The sequence below is a fragment of the Pseudomonas fluorescens genome (assembly GCF_001708445.1).
Classification (GTDB): Bacteria; Pseudomonadota; Gammaproteobacteria; order Pseudomonadales; family Pseudomonadaceae; genus Aquipseudomonas; species Aquipseudomonas gorinensis.
Window position 1 is genome coordinate 2,468,730 of the sequence record NZ_CP015637.1, and the last position, 21,268, is coordinate 2,489,997.

General features: G+C 61.7%; 16 protein-coding genes and 1 pseudogene. 5 read left to right on the top strand and 12 right to left on the bottom strand.

Features of this window, described 5'->3' with window-relative positions; genetic code table 11:
* Nucleotides 1-3 precede the first annotated feature (3 nt).
* From A7317_RS11150 to A7317_RS11190, 10 genes are all read right to left on the bottom strand, one after another.
* On the bottom strand, nt 4-1,557 hold the full coding sequence (locus A7317_RS11150; RefSeq protein ID WP_069075806.1) for a sugar ABC transporter ATP-binding protein: 1,554 nt from the start codon (nt 1,555-1,557) through the stop codon (nt 4-6).
* A 64-nt stretch (nt 1,558-1,621) separates the two neighbouring features.
* Nucleotides 1,622-2,557 carry a sugar ABC transporter substrate-binding protein gene (locus tag A7317_RS11155; RefSeq protein ID WP_024076020.1) on the bottom strand — a complete coding sequence of 312 codons (936 nt, stop codon included), beginning with the start codon at nt 2,555-2,557 and terminating at the stop codon, nt 1,622-1,624.
* A gap of 48 nt (nt 2,558-2,605) precedes the next feature.
* Entirely contained in the window at nt 2,606-2,785 is a 180-nt protein-coding gene (locus tag A7317_RS31030) for a hypothetical protein (protein ID WP_081329184.1), read from the bottom strand.
* Between the two features lie 127 nt (nt 2,786-2,912).
* Nucleotides 2,913-3,941: a Gfo/Idh/MocA family oxidoreductase gene (locus A7317_RS11160; protein WP_069075807.1), complete on the bottom strand. Its 1,029-nt coding sequence runs from the start codon at nt 3,939-3,941 to the stop codon at nt 2,913-2,915.
* Nucleotides 3,942-4,139: 198 nt separating this feature from the next.
* On the bottom strand, nt 4,140-5,150 hold the full coding sequence (locus A7317_RS11165) for a Gfo/Idh/MocA family protein (protein ID WP_069075808.1): 1,011 nt from the start codon (nt 5,148-5,150) through the stop codon (nt 4,140-4,142).
* Between the two features lie 19 nt (nt 5,151-5,169).
* Nucleotides 5,170-7,101 (bottom strand): 3D-(3,5/4)-trihydroxycyclohexane-1,2-dione acylhydrolase (decyclizing), encoded by a 1,932-nt coding sequence (iolD, locus tag A7317_RS11170; protein WP_069075809.1) that lies wholly within the window; start codon nt 7,099-7,101, stop codon nt 5,170-5,172.
* 10 nt (nt 7,102-7,111) lie between these two features.
* A complete protein-coding gene (locus A7317_RS11175) occupies nt 7,112-7,927 on the bottom strand; it encodes a TIM barrel protein (RefSeq protein WP_024076024.1) in 816 nt (271 codons plus the stop codon).
* A gap of 23 nt (nt 7,928-7,950) precedes the next feature.
* Nucleotides 7,951-8,739 (bottom strand): 5-deoxy-glucuronate isomerase, encoded by a 789-nt coding sequence (gene iolB, locus A7317_RS11180; protein WP_024076025.1) that lies wholly within the window; start codon nt 8,737-8,739, stop codon nt 7,951-7,953.
* Nucleotides 8,739-9,629 (bottom strand): myo-inosose-2 dehydratase, encoded by an 891-nt coding sequence (iolE, locus tag A7317_RS11185; RefSeq protein WP_069075810.1) that lies wholly within the window; start codon nt 9,627-9,629, stop codon nt 8,739-8,741. Before iolE ends, iolB begins: the two co-directional genes overlap by 1 nt.
* Nucleotides 9,630-9,808: 179 nt before the next feature.
* Nucleotides 9,809-11,746: a bifunctional 5-dehydro-2-deoxygluconokinase/5-dehydro-2-deoxyphosphogluconate aldolase gene (locus A7317_RS11190; protein WP_069075811.1), complete on the bottom strand. Its 1,938-nt coding sequence runs from the start codon at nt 11,744-11,746 to the stop codon at nt 9,809-9,811.
* Between the two features lie 284 nt (nt 11,747-12,030).
* On the opposite strand from A7317_RS11190, the gene A7317_RS11195 reads away from it, so the two are divergent.
* A complete protein-coding gene (locus A7317_RS11195) occupies nt 12,031-12,951 on the top strand; it encodes a MurR/RpiR family transcriptional regulator (protein ID WP_024076028.1) in 921 nt (306 codons plus the stop codon).
* 213 nt (nt 12,952-13,164) lie between these two features.
* Here A7317_RS11195 and A7317_RS11200 read toward each other — a convergent pair whose 3' ends face one another.
* Nucleotides 13,165-14,070, bottom strand: coding sequence for a hypothetical protein (locus tag A7317_RS11200; protein ID WP_024076029.1), 906 nt, complete (start codon nt 14,068-14,070; stop codon nt 13,165-13,167).
* Nucleotides 14,071-14,561: 491 nt separating this feature from the next.
* On the opposite strand from A7317_RS11200, the gene A7317_RS11205 reads away from it, so the two are divergent.
* Both A7317_RS11205 and A7317_RS11210 read left to right on the top strand, forming a co-directional pair.
* Nucleotides 14,562-15,245, top strand: coding sequence for a response regulator transcription factor (locus tag A7317_RS11205; RefSeq protein WP_003219726.1), 684 nt, complete (start codon nt 14,562-14,564; stop codon nt 15,243-15,245).
* Nucleotides 15,223-16,617, top strand: a complete 1,395-nt coding sequence (locus A7317_RS11210; protein ID WP_069075812.1) for a sensor histidine kinase — start codon at nt 15,223-15,225, stop codon at nt 16,615-16,617. The genes A7317_RS11205 and A7317_RS11210 overlap by 23 nt, the downstream gene beginning before the upstream one ends.
* Nucleotides 16,618-16,770: 153 nt before the next feature.
* On the opposite strand, the pseudogene A7317_RS11215 reads toward A7317_RS11210, so the two are convergent.
* Nucleotides 16,771-19,221: pseudogene (locus tag A7317_RS11215) on the bottom strand (DUF6531 domain-containing protein); the annotation flags it as partial.
* 80 nt (nt 19,222-19,301) lie between these two features.
* Here A7317_RS11215 and A7317_RS11220 point away from each other — a divergent pair.
* Together A7317_RS11220 and A7317_RS11225 are read left to right on the top strand one after the other, a co-directional pair.
* Nucleotides 19,302-20,498, top strand: a complete 1,197-nt coding sequence (locus A7317_RS11220; RefSeq protein WP_069075813.1) for a hypothetical protein — start codon at nt 19,302-19,304, stop codon at nt 20,496-20,498.
* The gene (locus tag A7317_RS11225; RefSeq protein WP_069075814.1) at nt 20,495-21,259 is read left to right on the top strand and encodes an IclR family transcriptional regulator; all 765 of its coding nucleotides are present in this window, start codon (nt 20,495-20,497) and stop codon (nt 21,257-21,259) included. The genes A7317_RS11220 and A7317_RS11225 overlap by 4 nt, the downstream gene beginning before the upstream one ends.
* Nucleotides 21,260-21,268 lie beyond the last annotated feature (9 nt).

The following is a 21,268-nucleotide window of genomic DNA, read 5'->3' on the forward strand; positions in this document are numbered from 1 at the left end:
TCGTCAGTGGACCACCGGCAAACCGGAAGCCAGATGCATGACTTTTTCCTGGGTCGCGTCCGCACGGTCCAGGGTGCCCATCAGTTCACCCTCGTGCATCACCATGACCCGGTCGCTCATGCCGAGCACTTCGGGCAGCTCCGAGGAGATCATGATCACGGCCATGCCTTCACTGGCGAGAAAGGAAATCAGACGGTAAATCTCGGCCTTGGCCCCCACATCGATACCGCGGGTCGGCTCATCAAGGATCAACAACCGAGGGTTGGTCATCAGCCAGCGTGCCAGCAGTGCCTTTTGCTGGTTGCCGCCCGACAGGGTGTCGATGCACTGTTCCAGGGACGGGGTCTTCACCCGCAGCTTCTTGCACATGTCTTCGCACAACGCGCGCAAGGCTTTCTGCTGGATAAACCCATTGCCCGAATACAGCGGCAGCACCGCCATCTCCATGTTTTCCAGCACCGACAGGCACGGGAACAGGCCGCTGAGCTTGCGGTCCTCGGTCAACAGGGCAAAGCCTTTCTCGATGGCCATGTGCGGGTCGGTGATACGCACCGGCTGGCCATCCAGGGTGATCTGGCCGCTGGAGCTTGGGGTGATCCCGAAAAGGGTTTCCGCCACATTGGTGCGGCCCGAGCCCATCAACCCGGCGATGCCGAGGATCTCGCCGGCATGCAGGTCGAACGACACATCCTTGAACACACCGTCCAGGCTCAAGTCGCGCACCGACAGCAGCAGCTCGCCGATCGGCGCTTCGCGCACCGGGAACAACTGGCTGAGTTCACGGCCGACCATCATCGAGATCAGGCTGTCGCTGTTCATGCTGTCGGCCCGCTGCAGGCCGATATAGTGACCGTCGCGGAACACCGCCACCTCGTCGGCGATGGCGAACACTTCGTTCATCTTGTGGGTGATATAGACAATGCCTTTGCCCTGGGACTTGAGGTCGGCAATGATCGAAAACAGGTGCTCGACTTCCTTCTCGGTAATCGCCGACGTCGGTTCGTCCATGATCAGGATGTCGGAGTCATAGGACACCGCCTTGGCAATCTCCACCATCTGCCGCTCAGCGATGCTCAGGTTGCCGACGTGTTCCTCGGGGTCCAGATTAATACGCAGGCGCGCCAGCAATTCGGCGGTGCAGCGGTGCATTTCGCGGTGGTTGACCATGTGCAGGCTGTTGAGCTGCTCACGGCCGATCCAGATATTCTCGGCGATGCTCATATGGGGCATCAGGTTGAGTTCCTGGTGGATCATCGCGATCCCGGCCTTCTGCGCGGCCAACGGTGTCTCGAACACAATCGGCTGGCCCCGCAGGCGGATTTCCCCGCTGTCGGGCTGGTAGATACCGGCGATGATTTTCATCAGCGTCGACTTGCCCGCGCCGTTCTCGCCCATCAACGCCAGCACCGACCCGGGGCGTACACGCAATTGCACATCGGCCAGGGCCACGACGCCGGGAAAGCCTTTGCTGATGTTGACGATTTCCAGCAGGTAGGGTTCGTCCAGCGGCAGGGGCTGGATACCCGGAGACTGCGAGACAGTGGCTTGAGCGAGCATAAGGGGTACTCCATCTGCAGGGCGGCCGTAACCGCCCTGCCGGCTTATTGTTGTTATGTCAGGGCTACTTGAAGTCTTTGACGTTGTCCGGGGTGATCAACTGGAAAGGGATCACCACGTTCTGCTCCACCGGCTCGTGCTTGGCCATCTTGCGCGCCGCTTCCACCGAACCCACCGCCTGGCCCTTGGCATCCTGGAACGCCGATACGGTCATGTCGCCCTTGGTGATCGCGCTCAAGCCGTCCGGCGTGCCGTCGACACCCGCGATCAGCACACTGCCCTTTTCCTTACCGGCCGACTTCAGGGCCATGGACGCACCGATGGCCATCTCATCATTGTTGGCCAGCACGGCATTGAATTCGCGGCCCTGGGTCAGCCAGTCGTTGACCAGGGTCATGCCCTTGTCACGCAGCCAGATGCCGGTCTGCTCCTGTTCGATCTTGATCCCCGGGTACTTGGCCAGCACTTCCTTCACACCCTTGGTGCGGTTGGTGGTGGAGTTGTTCGCCAGGTCACCCAGCAGGATCACGATCTTGCCCTTGCCACCGAGCTTTTCGGCGATGTACTGCATTTGCAGCTTACCGGCCTCGACATCATCGGAGGTGACGGCGACGACGTCCTTGGGCAGGTCTTTCTGGTCCGGACGACGGTTGACGAACACCAGCGGAATCTTCGCGGCGGTGGCGGCCTTGATGATGTTGGCGGTCGACGCGGTGTCGACCGGGTTAACGATAATGGCGTCGACGTTCTGGCTGATGAAGTTCTCGACCTGGCTCAGTTGCTTGACCACGTCGGCGCGAGCGTCTTCGAATTGCAGTTGCACGCCATCGCCCTTGGGATAGGACTTGGCTTGCTTGTCCATGTCTTCGCGCAGGTAGGTCAGGAAGGTGTCATCGAATGCGGACATGCTCACACCCACCTTGAGATCGGCAGCCGTGGCAAAACCGCTGGCCAGCATCATGGACAGGGCCAGCGCGGTAAAACGGATCGGGGTCTTCATGAACGGTCTGTCTCCAATTTCTTGTTGGTTTTGTGGACGTTGCGTTTATCAGAGCGAATTCGAGGGCAGTCGCACAATCGAGGCCCCGGGAATACAGCAGACCAGGGCGCCTTTGTTTTCGACGCACAGCACATTAAGGAAGGAGAAGTAGAATGGCCGGGCGCGGGGCAGGCCGCGTGGCGCAAGGACGGGGCGTAAAACTCGCAGTACAGCGCTGAAGATTTTCATCTGACGGTACCTGGTTGTTTTTGATCTTGTTTTTGTTGAGTCGCCCGAATCGAGTCCGAACGTACTTTCTGCAACCTGGAAAAGACTTTATTAGAAAATAATTTCCATATCAACCTGTTTTAGAATTTTATTCCATTTTTGTTGAAACCACCTGCTGGCGCTCGGCACTGAGGCGTGCGGCATCCAGTAGCCGGGTGGTTTCCAGTGCGTCATAGGCGTCCACCGGCAGCGGTCCCCGGCCTTGCACGGCGGCTTGCAACTGCCGATAGAACTGGGTCCAGCAGCCCTTCTCCGACGGTACCCGCTCGCGCTCCGGCCCCTGTTCGAACCACCCCCAGCGCCGATGCTCCTCAGCGCCCCAGTGCTCGCCTTCGGTTTTCGGCGACTTACCGGCCATCAGCGCCTCTTCCTGGCCATCCAAACCATCGACGGTGTAGCAACCCAAGGTGCCACTGACGCGAAAGCGCGGCGCCTGGCTATTTTGCAGGGCGCTGCCCCATAAGTGGGAAATCACCCCGTTGGCGTGGGTCAGGGAAACGAAGAAGCCATGGTCGAGGGTGGGATGTTGCGGGGTGAACTGCAACTGTGCGAATACCCGATCCACCGGGCCGAACAGTTGCAGTGCCTGGTCCACCAGGTGGCTACCCAGGTCGCGCAACCAGCCGCCACCGCTGGCATTGCCCACCGCTTGCGGGCTGTAGCGCTCCACACGGGACTCGAAGCGGGTGATGGTACCCAGCGCACCGGCGTCGATCAGTTTGCGCAGGGTCAGGTAGTCCGAGTCCCAGCGCCGGTTCTGGTAGACGCTGAGTAACACGCCCTGGCGTTCGGCGGCGGTGATCAGCGCCTGGGCCTGCTCGGCGTTGGCGGCGAAGGGCTTGTCGCTGACCACCGCCACGCCATGCTCGATGGCTTCCAGCACCAGGGCCGGACGGCCCTTGAGGGTGGTGGAAATCACCAGGGCGTCGACACCGGCTTCGACGATCTGGCCGATGCTGTCAAAGGCCTTGACCCCCGGAAGATCAGTGCTCAATTGCTGGCGGCGCTCGGGTGAACGCGTCACCACGCCGACAAACGTGGCGCCTGGCAACGTTGCAATCAGCGGCGCATGAAAGAAGCGTCCGCCGTGGCCGTAGCCGACTAGTCCGATTCGCATGATCAACTCCTGAGTTGAATTGGAAACCCAATCAACGGTGGGAGGGGCTTGCCCTAATGCCAGTCATTAAGGCTTTTTTGTAGGAGCGAGCTTGCTCGCGAAAAACTCACAGGCGCCGCGTTCATTCAGGAAACACGCGTTATCGTTGACGTTCTTCGCGAGCAAACTCGCTCCTACACCTCCCACATTGACCGAGTACTAGCCGTAGAAGCGTGGGCGATCCGGCAGGCTGACCTTGACGATCTGCCCACTGCCCTGCGCTTCGATACACGCATCCGCCGCCACCGCAGCCGCAAAGCCATCCCACGCCGACGGCCCGCCGACGTGCCCCGCCAGCACGCTATCAATGAAGGCCTGCAATTCCACGTCATAAGCGCCGATAAACCGGTCTTTCCAATCCATCAGAATCGCATTGGACAGTTTGGCGCCACTGCGCAATTGCACCTGGGACGGTTCCGGCAGCTTGGCGATGCCAGTCTCCCCCACCACTTCGCACTGGATGTCGTAGCCGTACTGGCAGTTCACAAACACTTCGACGTCGATGCGCGTGCCCTTGGCGGTTTCCAACAACACGATCTGCGGGTCGCGCAGGTGGGCCAAGGCTTTACTGGTCTTGCGCGGGAACACCACTTGCACGGAAACATAATCGTCGTCGAGCAGCCAACGCAGCACATCCAGCTCATGGATCAAGGTATCGGTGATCGCCATGTCGGTCTTGTAGTTCTCACCCACCGTCGGGTTGCGGTGAGCGCAGTGCAGCATCAACGGTTCACCGATCTGGCCACTGTCGATCACCGCCTTGAGGGCGCGATAGCCTTCGTCATACGGGCGCATGAAGCCCACTTGCACCAGACGCTTGCCGCAGGCCACTTCGGCCTCGACGATCTTGCGGCAACCTTCGGCGGTGACCGCCAGGGGTTTTTCGCAGAACACCGGTTTGCCGGCGGCGATGGCGGCGAGCACGAACTCTTCGTGGCTCGGGCCCCAGGAGGTCACGAGAACGGCTTGAACTTCAGGCGAATGAATCAGTGCGTGACCATCGGCATACACCTCGGCGTCCAGCTTCAAATCGGCCACCACCTTGGCGGCCTGCTCAAGGTTGATGTCGGTCACCGCTACCACCTGGCTGTTGAGCAGGGTCTGGCTGCAACGACGAATATGGTCGCGGCCGATGGCGCCGGTACCGATTACACCTAGCTTCAAAGACATACAAACACTCCTCTTGTTATTAGTACTGCCGGGCCTTGGCCAGGTGTTCATTGAGTTTTTTCGCGGCGGCGTTGGTGCGCTCGCTGGTAGACACCTGCGCCACGCCGACCCGCCACCACGACAGGTAGCCGTGAACCATGGTCTTGGGCAGCACCTTGATATCGATCAGGGTCGAGACCGTCTGCTTGCGCGCGTCGGCCAGGGCGGCTTCCAGCTGTTCCACCGTGCTGACCTTGTAGGTCTTGCAGCCATAGGCCGCCGCGCTCATGGCGAAGTCCACCGGTACCAGGCCGCCGTCGAGCTTGCCGCTCTCGGGGTTGCGGAAGCGGAACTCGGTGCCGAAGCTGTCCATGCCATTGCCGATTTGCAGGTTGTTGATGCAGCCGAAGGCCATGTTGTCGAGCAGCACCACATTGATCTTGCGCCGCTCCTGGATCGAGGTGGCCAGCTCCGAGTGCAGCATCATGTAGGAGCCATCGCCGACCAGGGCGTAGACCTCCTTGGCCGGCTCGGCGAGTTTCACGCCAAGGGCGGCATTGATCTCATAGCCCATGCACGAATAGCCGTACTCGACGTGGTAGGTGTTGACCCCCTTGCTGCGCCAGGCCCGCTGCAAATCGCCGGGCAGGCTGCCGGCCGCGGCGACGATGATCGCGTCGTCAGCCAGGCGCTCGTTGAGTACGCCGAGCACTCGGCTTTGGGTCAGGCACGAGCCGGTCAGTTCGATAAATTCACGCAGCACGGCGCGGTCCAGGTGGTCATCGACCTCAGGCACGAAGGCATCGCCCTGGTATTCCACCGAATGCACGCGGTCGACTTCCGCCGCCAACCGGGCCTTGGCCTCGCGGACCTGCTCGCCCCAGCCGGCGCGGTAGTCGCCGAGGGCATCGGCCAGCGCTTCCAGGGCGACTTTGGCATCGCCCAGCACTTGCACGCCGTCGAGTTTCACCGCGTCGCAGGGGCTGATATTGAGGTTGAGAAACGTCACCTCGGCATGCTTGAACAGCGATTTCGACGAGGTCGTGAAGTCGGTATAGCGCGTACCGATACCGATGATCAGATCAGCCTCGGGCGCCAGCAGGTTGGCCGCCAGGCAGCCGGTTTCGCCGATACCGCCAACGTTAAGCGGGTGGCTGGACACCACCGCACTCTTGCCCGCCTGGGTTTCGGCGAACGGAATGTCAAAACGCTCGGCAAAGGCTTGCAGCGCGGCATTCGCGCCGGAGTACTTCACGCCGCCACCGCAGATGATCAGCGGTTTGCGCTTGCCCCGGAAAGCCGCCAACGCATCGCCGATCATCGCGACGGTGGCCGGGCGGCGGTCGATACGGTGCACACGTTTTTGCAGGAAGTAGTCGGGGTAGTCCCAGGCTTCAGCCTGCACATCCTGCGGCAATGCCAGGGTCACCGCGCCGGTCTCGGCCGGGTCGGTCAGCACGCGCATGGCATGAATCGCCGCGGTCATCAACTGCTCAGGGCGGTTGATGCGGTCCCAGTATTTGCTCACGGAGCGAAACGCATCGTTGGTGCTGATGCTCAGGTCGTGGAACTGCTCGATCTGTTGCAACACCGGGTCGGGCTGGCGGCTGGCGTAGACATCACCGGGCAACAGCAGCAACGGGATACGGTTGGCGGTGGCGGTCGCGGCGGCGGTCAGCATATTCGCCGCGCCTGGGCCGACGGAGGCGGTGCACGCGTAGATCTTGCGGCGCAGGTGTTGCTTGGCAAAACCGATAGCGGCGTGGGCCATGCCTTGCTCGTTACGGCCCTGGTGCACGACCAGGTCGCCGCTGTCCTGCTCCAGGGCCTGGCCCAGGCCGAGCACGTTGCCGTGGCCGAAAATGGTGAACACACCGGCGACGAACTTGCTCTGCACGCCGTCGACTTCGATGTATTGGTTGTCCAGGAACTTCACCAGGGCCTGGGCCATGGTCAATCGGGTAGTGGTCATGTGGCGTCCCTTATCGTTTTTGCAGGTGGGCGATGCTTGCCCCCAACGCCTGCTGGATATCCGTCAGCGCATGCACGCTTTCGGCAAACGGCTCGAACGACAGATAGCCGCTGTAGCCGGTGCTGAGCAAGGTGTCGATCTGGGCCGCATTGCCGAGAATGTCGCCCTCGCCCACCAGCACGCGGTGGCCGTCGCGGATCGAACTCAGCGGGGCCTCGGCCTCTTCCACGCCGGAGATATGCACCAGGCCGGTCAGTTCGGGGAAAAACGCCTGCTCGCCGGCCAGGTGGTGATGGAAGGTGTCGTGCACCAGGCGGAACACATCCAGGCCACCGATGGACTGGATCGCGTCCACCGCCACGCGTTTGTGGCGCAGGGCACACGCCTGGAAACCCAGCGGCTCGATAAAACCGAGAATCCCGTATTCGCGCAGGATCGGCGCCAGTTCGCTCAGTGCCGTGCGCAGACCGGCAGCGCGCTGGGCCTCGTCGCGGGTATCGCCGCGCTCATTGAACGGGCACATCACCAGGCCCTGGGCCCCGCATTCACGGGCGTAGGTGGCGAGCTCGATCGCCTGGGCGCGGCGTTCGGCGTTCCACACATCAAAGGGGTACAGCGCGTTGATCGACAGCACCGTGATGCCCTGTGCCGCGCACATTTCGCGCACGCGGCTGGCCGGGGTGCCGTATTCGATTTGACGGTCCTTGAGGTCGTTGCGAAGCTCGATGGCATCGCATTTCAAGGCCACGGCCAGCTGGATGAAATCCGGTAGGGACAGGTTGGGCGCGACCATACGGTTAAGGGCAAAGCGTAGAGGCGACTTCATTGTTGTTCTCCGTCCAAAACCGGTTAAAGGTCCAGCAGCCAGCTGTGCTGCGGGTCGTTATGGAAATGCCAGGCCCGCTTGGGGCCGGCCATCACGTTCAGGTAGTAGGACTCGTAGCCATACGGCACGCTGACCGGGTGATACCCCTTGGGCACCACCACCAGGTCGCTGTTTTCCACGGCCATGGCCTGGTCGATGCTGCGGTCGTCGGTGTACACCCGCTGGAACACGAAACCCTGGGGCGGGTTGACCTGGTGGTAGTAGGTCTCTTCGAGAAAGCTTTGGTGCGGCAGGTCGTCGGTGTCATGCTTGTGCGGCGGGTAGCTGGACGAGTGCCCGGACGGCGTGCGCACTTCCACCACCAGCAGGGAATGGGCCGGCTCGCTGTCCGGCAGGATGTCGCACACGTAGCGGGTGTTGGCGCCTTTGCCACGCACGCTGCGCTTGCACTGCTCGGGGCGGATCAGGCGAGGTTCGTAACCCGCCGCACCGGGCGCGGCGCAGACCGCAATTTGCACGTCGCTCAGGGCTGTCACCTGGGCGTCGGTGCCCGGCGGCAAGTAAGCGGCGAACGGCGATTTGTCTTCGAACACCGATTGGCGATCCCCGAGGTTCTGCCAGTTGAAACCTTCGCCCTGGATCGTCACGCGACCGCTGAGCAGCACCAGGCACAGCTCCTGATCGCCGGCAGTGACAGGCAGGGTTTCGCCCAGGCTCAAGCGGTAGGCGGCAAAGCCCACGTATTCCAGGCGGCCGGCTTCCAGGGCGACCATGGTTTGGCCGCGTTTGCTGCTTTTGACCAACAAGCTCATCACCGGGTCCTCTCGCTGAGAAGGGCTCGCAAGGTGTCGTAGCCCTTTTTGGCATAGATATAACTGGGCGCCACCGCCGGGTCCTGCTCGGCTTCCACCACCAGCCACCCTTCGTATCGGGCCGCCAGCAGCACGTCGAGCAGCGCGGCAAAGTCAATATCGCCATCGCCGGGCACGGTGAAGGTGCCGTTGACGATGCAGTCGGGAAAGCTCCACATCTGGTTGCGCGCCAGTTGCACCACCGGCTTGCGCACGTCCTTGAAATGCACGTGGCAGACGCGGTCGATATGCTTGCGCAGCACCTCGAGGGGTTCGCCGCCGCCCATGTAGCAGTGGCCCGAATCGAACAGCAGGCCGACTTCCGGGCCGGTGCGGCGCATCAATTCGTCGATGTCTTGCGGGGATTCGACGTAGGCGCCCATATGGTGGTGGTAGGCCAGGCGCACGCCCTGGGACAGGGTGAAGCGTGCGAGTTCCGTGAGTTTGTCGGCGTAGTCCTGCCACGCCTGCTCACTGTGGAAACGCGGGCGTTCAATCAGGCGGATGCGTGAGCCCTGGATCGAATCGGCGACTTCGCCGTACACCAGTACGGTGGCGCCGTTTTGTTTCAGCAGTTCGACGTGGCCGGCGATGGCCTCGATTTCTTCCGCCACCGAGCGCCGGGCCAGGCGGCTGGAATACCAGCCGGAGACCAGCGCCAGGTCATAGGGACGCAATACGTCGCCGACGCCCTTGGCGTCCTTGGGGAATTTGCCGTTGAGTTCAAACCCTTCGTAGCCGATTTCCTTACCTTCGCTCAAGGCAGTGCTCAGGGGCGTTTCACCGCCCAGGGCCGGCAGGTCGTCGTTGCTCCAGGAGATCGGGTTGATGCCAATTCGGATTGCGGGCATGGCTGCACCTTTATTATTTTCAGGTATCACTGAGATCTGCTTTCTGTGGGAGGGGGCTTGCCCCCGATAGCGGTAGTTCAGTTACAGAAGTGTTGTCTGACACTCAGCCATCGGGGGCAAGTCGAATCGTCGCACCGCCCCTCCCACATTGGAATTGCATTGCACATTGAGAACGGTGATCAGGTTCGGGCACTGCGCCAGGCGTCGATGAGTTGTTCGAAGGTCGCCTGGACCTGCTGAATCAACGTCTCATCATCGATCTCCCCCGCCATCCACAAACGACTCGGTTCCTGGAAGATCGTACGGCCCACGGCAAACCCACGGCAGGTGCTGCTCTGACTGGCGTTGCGGAACCCCTCGGCCAGGCTTTCGGCTGACGCATTCAGGCCCAGCAGTACCACGCCACGGCAGTACGGGTCGCGTTCCTGGATCAGCGCATCGAGCTTTTTCCAATCCTCGGCCGGCTGCGCCTCGATCTTCCACCACGCCGGGTAGATACCCAGGTTGTACAGGCGCTTGAGGCTGCGGTAGAGCACGTCCGGGTAGGTGGACGGATGATCCTTGGGCGGGATGACTTCCAGCAGCAGTTCATGACCGCTGACCAGGGATGCCTCATACACCGCCTTGAGCTGGGCTTCCTGTTCCAGGCGCAGCAATGGCTCGTCATCGGGGTGGTATTGCACCAGGCACTTGATGATCTGCTCCTGGGGCCAGGCGATCAGGTTGCTGCCGATCGACCGCCCATGCTCGAACGCCAGGGGCCGCGAGTTCTGCACCTCCACCGGACGCGCGATCCACCAACCACGACCGCTGGCGGCGTTGAGCGCGTCCTGGCCAAAGCGCTGGTCGGCGAGCAGGCCCACATCGGCCGCCACGCCCTGCTCGCGCAGCTTGTGTTCCACCCGCTCCACCGCCTGGATAAACAGTTGCTTGATCGCACTGATGCGCGTCAGGTCCTGCCCACCGCGCTGCGCCAGGTCGACCAACTGCCAGCGGTGGTCGAAGGCGAAAATGAACAGCTGTTTCCACGCCTTGCGGGGCACGCTGACGCGGTGCAGGCGTTGCAGGGTTGCGTCCTGGTCCGGGCGGGTAATCGGTACCGGGCTGTTGAACAGGTAATCCAGTTCGGCCGGCGTCGGCATGGCCGGGGCGCAGGCGTGGCGGGAGACCACCAGGCCGCCGCAGGCATTGGCCAACTGGCTGCAACGCTCGTCGCTGGCGTCGTTCAGCCAACCGCTGAGGAAGCCCGACATAAAGGCATCGCCGGCGCCCAGCACATTGAGCACTTCAACGCGCACGCCGGGGTAGATCGCACCGTCTTCCAGCCGCGCAGGGATCGCACCGTGAATCACCGTGCAACCCTGGGGGCCGAGCTTGACCACCAGGGTCGCCGGGGTCAGTTCGCGCACGGTGCGCAGGGCGGTGAGCAGATCTTCACTGCCACCGGCGATCAGAAATTCTTCTTCCGTACCGACGATCAGGTCGAAGCGCGGCAGGATTTTCTGCACATGCTGGCTGACCTTCTGGTCGGCGACGAAACGGGTCTCGCCATCGGCCTTGCCCGCCAGGCCCCACAGCACCGGACGGTAGTCGATATCCAGCACCCGCTGGACGTTGTGCTTGGCTGCGTAGTCCAGGGCCTGGATGCTGGCCTTGTACACGCCGTCGGTGGAGAAATGCGTGCCGGTGATCAGCAACGCCTTGCTGGAGGCGATAAAGGCTTCGTTGATGTCTTCGCCGCGCAGGGCCATGTCGGCGCAGTTTTCACGGTAGAACACCAGGGGGAAGGTCTCGCGGTCCTTGAGGCCGAGCAGCACCAGCGCGGTGAGGCGCTCCGGGTCGACCTTGATGCCGCTGACGTCGCAGCCCTCACGTGCCAGGGACTCCACCAGGAAACGCCCCATATGGTCGTCGCCCACCCGGCTGAGCATGGCCGACTTGAGCCCCAGCCGGGCGGTGCCGAAGGCGATATTGGCGGAGGAACCGCCGAGGTATTTGGCGAAACTGGACACGTCCTCAAGCCGTGCACCGACTTGCTGTGCATAGAGGTCGACGCCCAGGCGCCCGAGGCAAATCAAATCCAATTGACGCCCACTGGCAAAACGAGTCTGGCCCATGCTGGCTCCTGTTATTTTTATCAGCCTGCGTTGTGCCGCCGTAGCGACGGCAAACGCTCTTGGTGGAAGCAGACTAGAACGTTCAGCGCCCTCAATCAATATTTATTCCATAATTATTTTTAGTGGAATATTTTTTCCAATACGTCAGCATAGGGGCCTGCCAGCCCGCGTGGATCGTTTCAGCAGACCACGGGCCCGGTGATGCCGGGGTATTTTTTTGCGCCTACCCTGTAGACTTGCGTCCACCCATCAGCGCACCGAAGAACAAGCCAGAAGGATTGCCCATGTCCCGCACCGATCAGCCGGCCACGCCCGAGACCGCTTCCCAAGACACTCTCGCCAGCCCTCCGATCAATGCCGAACGCTTGTTGCAGCTGATCACCGATGAGTACGAAAGCCTGCCGCGCCAGCTCAAGCGCATTGCCAGTTATATGAGCCAGCAGAGCGACCGGATCATGGTCGACCGCATCAGCGACATCGCCCGCGAATGCGAAGTGCACCCGTCGGCCATCGTGCGGTTCTCCCAGCGCTTCGGCTTCAGTGGGTTCAGTGAGATGCAGGCGCTGTTTCGCGAGGCCTACACCCACAAGACCACGCCGGTGCAGAACTACCAGCAGCGCATCCGCAGCATGATCGCCAACAAGTCGCAGAAAGCCAGTGGCGGTGACCTGGCGCGCGAGTGCGTCAACGCCACCCTTTCGGGGATCGAACGCCTGGGGCTGGAGCTCGATGATGCAGCCTTCGAGAAAGCCGTGGACCTGGTGGTCAACGCTGACAATATCTACGTGGTGGGCGTACGGCGCTCCTTCGCGGTGGCCGATTACCTGGTCTACAACCTGCAACACACCAACAAGCGCATTCACCTGATTTCCGGCCTGGGTGGCAGCTACCGCGAGCAGATGCGCAGCGTACGCGCCAACGACCTGGTGATCGCCATCAGTTTCACCCCCTACGGTAAAGAGACCCAGCACTGCCTGCGCATCGCCCAGCACCACCAGGCCAAGACCCTGATCATCACCGATAGCAACCTCTCGCCCCTGGCCAAGCGGGCGAATGCGGTGCTGTTGGTCAATGAGGGCTCGTCGTTTGCCTTCCGTTCATTGAGCGCCACCTTGTGCCTGTGCCAGGCGTTATTCATTGCCGTGGCGTATCGACTGGAATTGAAGGTGGACGAAATTCACGAGCAAGTCGGATTCGACGACTGACGCTCAAACACCGCAGGCCAAATGTGAGAGGGGGCTTGCCCCCGATAGCGGTGCATCAGTCGCCTGATCAGCCGACTGTCACTCTGCCATCGGGAGCAAGCCCCCTCCCACAAATAACCGGGATCAGTGCATGAAGATCGCGATCAGGATGATCACCGGGATCGGCACGCCGAGGAACCACAGAAGTAATGAGCGCATGGTGTTCTCCTTGAATTAACGAACGTAGGTTTCGGTTTCGACGTACACCACGGCATCGCGGCGACGGCCACCAAAGGTCGCGGCGAAGCTGGCAAAGAAGGCGCCGATCAACAGGGCGACAAAGGTCCACAGTGAGGTATAGGCGGCGACCTTGGCGGCCGTATCCGCGGCTTGCTTGGCTTTGAGCTTGGCGTCTTCGACCGCTTTACGGGCATCGCCGTAGACTTTGTCGATACGCGCTTCGGCATCGGCCTGGCTGAGGTTGGTGCGCTGGCTGATCAACTGGGCCAGGTAGGCACGGTCGTCTGCGGCGAGTTGGCCATCATTGCTCAGGGTGCGGGTGAAGATGCGTGCAACCACGCCATGGGCAGCGTCATCACTGACGGCGACCGGGCGATCATCACGAAACAGGCTGTCGACGTAGTAGTCGAAGTCGCCGCCGTTAACGCCTTTGGCTGCACTGCCCGCGGCTTGAGTGATACCGTTGGCCGCGCCTGCTGCCACGCTGGCACCGGCTTTTACACCACCGCTCACGACACTGCTGACCGAACCGACCACCAGCACTGCGGTGATCAGCGTGGCGACCGCCCAGGCCAGGAAGCCATGGGCCGTGTCGCGAAAGTACACCTCATCGCCATGCATATTGGCCCACTTCACCCGCAACCGGCCGGCGATGTAGCCGCCCAGGCCCGAGGCGACGATCTGGGTAAAGGCCAGCCAGACAATGGTGGAAATGCCAAGGCCCTTGGCGCTGATACCGCTGTCAGCCCACGGCGACACCGCCGAAAAGCCCAGGCCGAAGCCCAGCAGCACCAGGATCAGGGACAACGCAGCCGCGGCAGCGGCCCCGGCGAAAATCGCCCCCCAGGAAACCCCGGAGAGCGTGCTCGACTCTTGCAGCGTGGATGAGGATGTAATCATTGTTGTTCAGCTCCCGGCAGGAAATTAAGTGTTACAAGTCTCAAAAGGGACAGTGCAGCCAGCGTGCCAGGCAGTTGGAAAAATAAAATTCATAGTTTTCAAACAGTTAACAAAATTGAACTCCCTTGAACCATGCAACTTGCAATAAATGACTGTTTCAGGCGGGCGTTATGCATTCCCTGTGGGAGGGGCTGGCCCTAATGCCAACGTACAGCCGCTTGTGTAGGAGCGAGCTTGCTCGCGAAGAACCTCAACGATAACGCGTGTTTCCTGAATCAACGCGGCGCCCGTGAGTTTTTCGCGAGCAAGCTCGCTCCTACAAAAATGCCTTGACCGACTGGCGTTAGGGCCTTCCCCCCGCCCTCACCGGCCGATGCCCGCCATGAAACTTGTGTCAGTTTTGCCAATATGAAGTTTTATTTAGGAAGCATTCAGCCATTTCTTGGCAAAATGCCCCCACTTCTAGTGTGAATCGCTCACCAGGTAATCCTATGACCCGCATTTTGACTATCGAGGATGACGCCGTAACGGCCCGCGAGATCGTCGCCGAGCTGAGTAGCCATGGACTGGACGTAGATTGGGTGGACAACGGCCGTGAAGGCCTGGTCCGCGCTGTGAGTGGTGATTACGATCTGATCACCCTCGACCGTATGCTGCCGGAACTCGATGGCCTGGCCATCGTCACCACCCTGCGCACCATCGGCGTGTCGACACCGATCCTGATGATCAGCGCGCTCTCCGATGTGGACGAACGCGTGCGCGGCCTGCGCGCCGGTGGCGACGACTACCTGACCAAACCCTTCGCCTCCGACGAAATGGCCGCCCGCGTCGAGGTGCTGCTGCGACGCAAAAGCACGGTCAAGGAATTTGAAACCGCGTTGCGCGTGGCCGACCTCGAACTCAACCTGATCAGCCGTGAAGCCAGCCGCGCCGAGCAACCCCTGAGCCTGCTGCCCACCGAATATAAACTGCTGGAATTCCTGATGCGCAACACCGGGCAGATCCTGTCGCGGATGATGATCTTCGAGGAAGTCTGGGGTTATCACTTCGACCCGGGCACCAACCTGATCGATGTCCACATCGGTCGCCTGCGCAAGAAAATCGATCCACCGGGCCTCACGCCGCTGATCCGCACGGTACGAGGTTCCGGTTATGTCATTGCTGAACCCCTCTAAGGGCTGGCGTTCTTCCAGCAGCCGCTTGCTGGCGCTGTACAGTTCGCTGTTCGTGGCCTGGAGTTGCATCCTCATGGGGGTGCTGTACTACGAGGTGTCGGGTTACCTGGGCGACCTGTCGCGCCATTCGCTGATGCAGCGCCAGCATCTGTTCCAACGCTTCGACGGCGAAGAACTGGTCGAAGCCCTGACCACCAGCATGACCTTCGACATGAAGGGCGTGGACGCCTATGGCCTGTTCGACGAGCAATTTCGCCCGTTGAGCGGACCGATCCGCGCGATCCCGCCAGACCTTCCGAGGGACGGCAAGATCCACGCCCTGGTCAATTGCGTCGACTCTGACGACCCGAAACTGCCCAAGGACAGCTGCGACGCCGTGGTGACCCATACCGACGACGGCCGCTGGCTGGTGCTGGTGCGCGCCAACGGTTCGCTGTTCGGCGTGACCCGGATCATCTGGCATGCGTTGTTGTGGGCGCTGTCCCTGACCATCATCCCCGGCGCGGCCGGCTGGCACCTGTTGCGCCGCCGCCCGTTACGGCGAATTCGCGGGATCCAGGCCAGCGCCGAAGCCATCGTCGCCGGCGACCTCACCCACCGTTTGCCGCTGTCGAATCGGCGTGACGAGCTCGATATGCTCGCCGCCATCGTCAACGCCATGCTCGACCGTATCGAGAAGCTGATGAACGAGGTCAAGGGCGTGTGCGACAACATCGCCCACGACCTGCGCACCCCGCTGACCCGCCTGCGGGCGCAGCTCTACCGTATCCGGCAGGAGGCAGAGAAAGACTCGGGCTACGCCGTGAAACTGGACGACGCGATTGCCGAGACCGACACCCTGATGGCGCGCTTTCGCGGGCTGTTGCGCATCTCGGAACTGGAAGACCACCAGCGCCGCTCCGGCTTCCTGGTGATGGACCCCCTGCCCCTGTTACGCGAACTGCATGACTTCTACCTGCCCTTGGCCGAGGAAGGCGAATTGCACCTCAGGCTGGATGTTCCAGAGTCCCTGCCGTGGATCACCGGCGACCGTGCCCTGTTGTTCGAGGCCCTGTCCAACTTGCTGAGCAACTCGATCAAGTTCTCCCCACCGGGTGGCGAAGTGATTTTGCGCGGGCTCAATGACGCCGGCAGCACACGCATCGAAGTGCACGACTCCGGGCCAGGCATACCGGCAGCGGAGCGTGATGCGGTGTTCCAACGTTTCTATCGCGTGGACGAAGGCGACCAGCGAGGAGGCTTCGGGCTGGGCTTGTCGATTGTCGCGGCGATCATCAACTTGCATGGGTTCAAGTTGGAAGTCGGTACCAGCGAGCAAGGCGGTGCGCGCCTGGTCCTTGAATGCCGCCAGCAGCTGATGCCCGAAGCCTGAGAGCCTGTGGGAGATCCCCCTCCCTGTGGCGAGGGGGCTTGTTGTGGCGAGCGTGCTTGTTGTGGCTAGCGGACCTGTTGTGGTGAGCGGGCTTGTTGTGGCGAGCGGGCTTGCCCCGCGTTGGGGCGCGTAGCGGCCCTAAAACCAGTCTCCCGGTTCTACCAGAAGAAATGCGGTGGCCTTATTGGGGTGGGTAATGCCGATCAGCCGATGCTGGCAGTCGTAGCGGTATTCGGTGACGAGTTGGTGACCCTTGCCGTTCCGTTCGCGGATCAGGTTGCCGAAGGCGTCGTAGTCGTAATGGCGGTCGCCCTGGATCATCAGGCGGTTGCCGGCGACGATGTCGGGGCCGGGGCGGTCTTGCATGAGCAGGTTGCCGGCCGGGTCGTGGGCGAAGCGTTCGTGCGGGGCTTGCGTGTGGTCGGCGCGGGTGAGGCGGGCGAGGGGGTCGTAGTGGTAGTGGTGTTCGCCTTTGCGGCTGTCGACTAAACGGGTGAGGTTGCCGGTTTTGTCGTAGTCGTAGTGGCGCTGGTAAAGGTGGGTGTCCTGTTGCGCGACGGTGTGGGCGTGCAGGCGGTGTTGTTCGTCGTAGTGGTAGTGGCTGAGGAGCTGGCCCTGTTGGCGTTGGTGTTCTTGGCCGGCCTTGAATAGATGAGAGGTCAGCAGTGCGCCATTTAACTCGACGGTGGCGAGGTGGCCGCCTTTGCTGTGGTTGAACACCACGCGGTTGTTGTCGGGCAGGCGCAGGTTTTGAAGCTGACCGCAGGCGTCGTAGCCATAGCGCAAGGTGCCCCAGCCTTGGTGTTCGGCGGTGAGACGGTTTTGTGGGTCGTATTCGTAGGCTAACGCCCAGTGGCCGTCGTCGACGCTGAGGAGGTTGCCTTGGCGGTCGTAGGTATATTCAACAAGGTTGCCGTCGGGCAGGGTTTTTCGTACGAGGCGTCCGGCGTGGTCTCGCTCATAACGAGTAACGAGCTGACTGCCATCGTCGCCGTGTTCGGTCTTTTCCTGCAGGTTGCCGTTGAGGTCATAGGCGTAAGCGGTACGCTGCCCATCAAACCCGACTTCCTGCTGGATCAGGCCGTTGGGGTGGTAGTCGAGCCGGTAGGTCTCGCCAACCTCGTTTTCGATCTCGGTCAGCAGTAGCCGGGCGTTGTCGTAGCGGTAGTGGACCTGGGTGCCATCGGCATTGATACGGCGGCTGATCAGGTGCAAGCCGTCGGCGTATTCGTAGCGGGTGACGCGCCCGAGTTCATCGCGTTCGGCGGTGATTTTTCCGTAGGGGTTGTAGCTGTATTCGCGCGTAGCGCCGTCCGGTTGAGTTAGCTTGACCAGGCGCCCGGCGGCATCCCATTGGTACTGGGTCAGCGCGCCATGCTCATCCTCGCGGGCAATCTGTCGACCCAAGTCGTCATAGCGATAGCGCCGCACACCGCCATTGGGCAGCGTCTGCTCCAGCAGTTGCCCGCGCTCATTCCACACCAGCCGCTGGCAGCTGTGATCGGGGTGCCAAACCCCAACCAGTTGTCCGTATTGGTCGTAGCTGTAGTCGGTGACATGCCCATCGGGATCGGTCTTACGAATGACATCGCCCTGGTCATTGCGCTCGTACTTCCAGACCGCCAGACCCCGCCTTACAACCCGTACGAAGCCATTGTCATGCTCGTAGGACGTCGGCTCGTCATCCCCCGGAAACAGCGCGACCAAGCGCCCGGCTTCGTCATACTGATACGCCGTCACCGCGCCCAGCGGATCTTGCTCAATCGTCAGCCGACCTTTGTCATCGTAGGATTTGAAGTGCTGCGCACCGTCCGGATCAATCCGCTGCACCAAGCGCGCACGCTGATCGTGGACATACACTTCCTGGCTGCCATCGGCGTTATGCACCGTGACACGGCCGTCATCCCCCCAGGCATACCGCGTGTCCATCTGCGAAAAGCTTGCCCAATGCCGGACACATCGCGCCGCCTTGCCGGCCCGTTCCCACGCCCAGAAGAAACTCGCCCCACCGGCCAATTGCCGCTCGAGAATGACGTGCTTATCGTCGTAGCGGTAAACCTCGCTTTCGCCGACGGCATTGGTCGCCGAGACCAGCCGTCCAGCGTCGTCATAGGCGTAGGCAACAAGGTGCTGCTCCGTCACCCATACGTAGGGTTCATGCCCTTTGGCGCGCTGAACCTGGTAGTCCACCGCCACAATGCGGCCCCGTTCATAGCGCAAAAACAGCGACCGGCCCGCGCCGTTATCCAACCGTTCGATGCGCCCCAATACGTCGCGGAAAATTCGCAGGCGGTTGTCATACGCATCACTGATCGAGACCAATACACCGTCGCGAAAGTGATAAAACCGCGCCGCCTGGGCCAGCACCAGTTCATCCGGCGAAGCGCCCAGATAGATCGCCGCTTCAGCCAGGCTGTTGGTGATCGCGGGGCGAGCCGCGGTGGGCAGCGGGAACTCAGTCGTGCGGTTTTCATGGTCAATCCAGACGACCGAATCGCCCACCACAGAAAGCCTGTGCGCCAGCGCGTGACTCCAGCCAAACCCCAACCCGCAATCCACTTCCACCGCACTGGTGCGGTACAACCGGGTCCACTCGAACGGCATTCTGATTTTCAAAACCGTTCATCCAGCCGCTTTTCGCTGCGGCAGACTCCGACGCCTTGCCTTCTGCCGAGACGTCACGGATGACCAACGCTTCCCACATTGCCCATATCGAACATGAGCTGGATGGCTTCCATCAGAGCCTGGTGACGTATCGCCAGCAACTGGGGGCCTGGTATTCGCGCGCGCTGGATTCGGTGAGCCACGCCGCTGATTTACCGTCGTTGCTGGGGATGGATCGGGTGTTGCGCGCGGGGAATTCGCAACGTTCCGTGAGCCTTTCCGATACCGACTTCTCCACCGTGGCCCGCTGCCCGGCGGGCGGTATGTTGCAGATCGAAAGCAAGTTCGAGTCGGTGTATGACGTGCCGATCGGCGATATCCCGGTTGAGGTGATCGGCCTGGATGACGGCAGTTCTACCGTGGTCATGCTCGATGAACAGGGTAAAGGCTCACACCCATGCGTCGCGGGCGCGCGCTACCAGGTACGGGTGCAAGGCGGCGTGTCGGCGCAACAGGTGGACGCGTTGTTTGTGTCCTACGCCGGGCTGACCGCAGACCTGGAGCAATGGCTGCGGTCGCAGTGGGAAGGGTTCAAGCCGCATTGGCAACAGTCGACGGCCAGCGCGATTGGCAGCGGGATATTGGCTGGCAGTTGGGCGGCGATTCGCGAGGTGTGGGACAGCATCCAGTTGGTGCAGGCAATTCTTGAAGACCCGTTGAAGTACGTCGAACAGCTTGGCGCCGAAGCGGCCAAGCTGGCGGATTTGGCCGCCAGCGCCCCCAAGGTCATGGAACAGGCGATGTTGCTCGCCAGTGATGAAGCGGCGCTGTTCCTGCTGGTGCGCACGGCGATGATCTGGTTGGACGCATTGCCGCCCAGTGAGATTGCGCAAGTGGCGGCTGGGTTTGTGGTGTCGCTGCTGATCGACCTGGTGATGGGTGCGGTGCTGACCATCGCATTGCCGGCGGCGGCTGTGGCGTATTTGAGCCTGCGGCTGGCCAGGTATGGCGCGCAGATGGTTAAGGCGGCGGTGGGTTTTGTTCAGGGCGTGCTGGCGATTCTGACGAAGTTCATGCAGGCGGTGGATCGCTACAAAGCGGTGGCGGTTCGCGGCGTGGTCGGCGGGCTCAAGCAAGGCACGCTGCAGATACGCTGGCGGGCGCGGCAGAACACGGTGCTGAAGCAAAAAGAGCACGTGGATGATGCGCCTTTGCCCCCCTCCCACAATGGACCTGCGCCAGCCCCACCCTTTCGACCGGATCGAAAATTGCCATGACCGAAGACACCATCAAACGTCGCGCCAAAGGCCTGGACCGTGCGTTCGATATCCTCGACTTTCTCAAGGAAATCGGGCAGCCCCTGCGCCCGAATGATATTGCCAACGGTATCGGCAGCCCCAAGTCCACCGTCTACGAACTGGTCGCGTCCTTGCTGGAACGGCGCATTCTCGAAACCGTGGGCAAGGACGGTCACGTCTACCTCGGCCGCCAGTTGTACTTTCTCGGCCAGGCGCATTTGCGTCATTTCGACCTGACCCGCGAGGCTGACCACGCCTTGCAGGAGATCGTCAGCCAGACCCACGAAACCGCGCAGATGTGCCTGCTCAACGGGCGTAAATACACGGTGGCGCTGATGCGCGAAGGCGAGCGGCATTTCCGTATTTCTTCGGATATCGGTGAGAACGCGCCGATCCCGTGGACCGCGTCCGGGCGCCTGCTGCTGGGGCACTTGAGCGATCAGCAGATCGTCGACCTGATCGACCCTGAGGATTTCATCCTGCCGGACGGTCAGCGCCTGCCGCTGGAGACCTTCCTCGCACAAATCCGCCAGGCCACGGTCGATGGCTTCTTTTCCTTCGACAGCGTGGCCGACACCTTCACCCATTGTTTTGCCGCCCCGGTTCGGGACGCGCAAGGCATCAGCATTGCGACCTTGTGCATCGTCGCCCCGAGGGCCGATGCCAGCACTCATTACAACGACTATCGCCGGGTGTTGATCGAAAGCGCCAACAACCTGGCCCGTCGCATCAACGAATAGGAGCTTTCC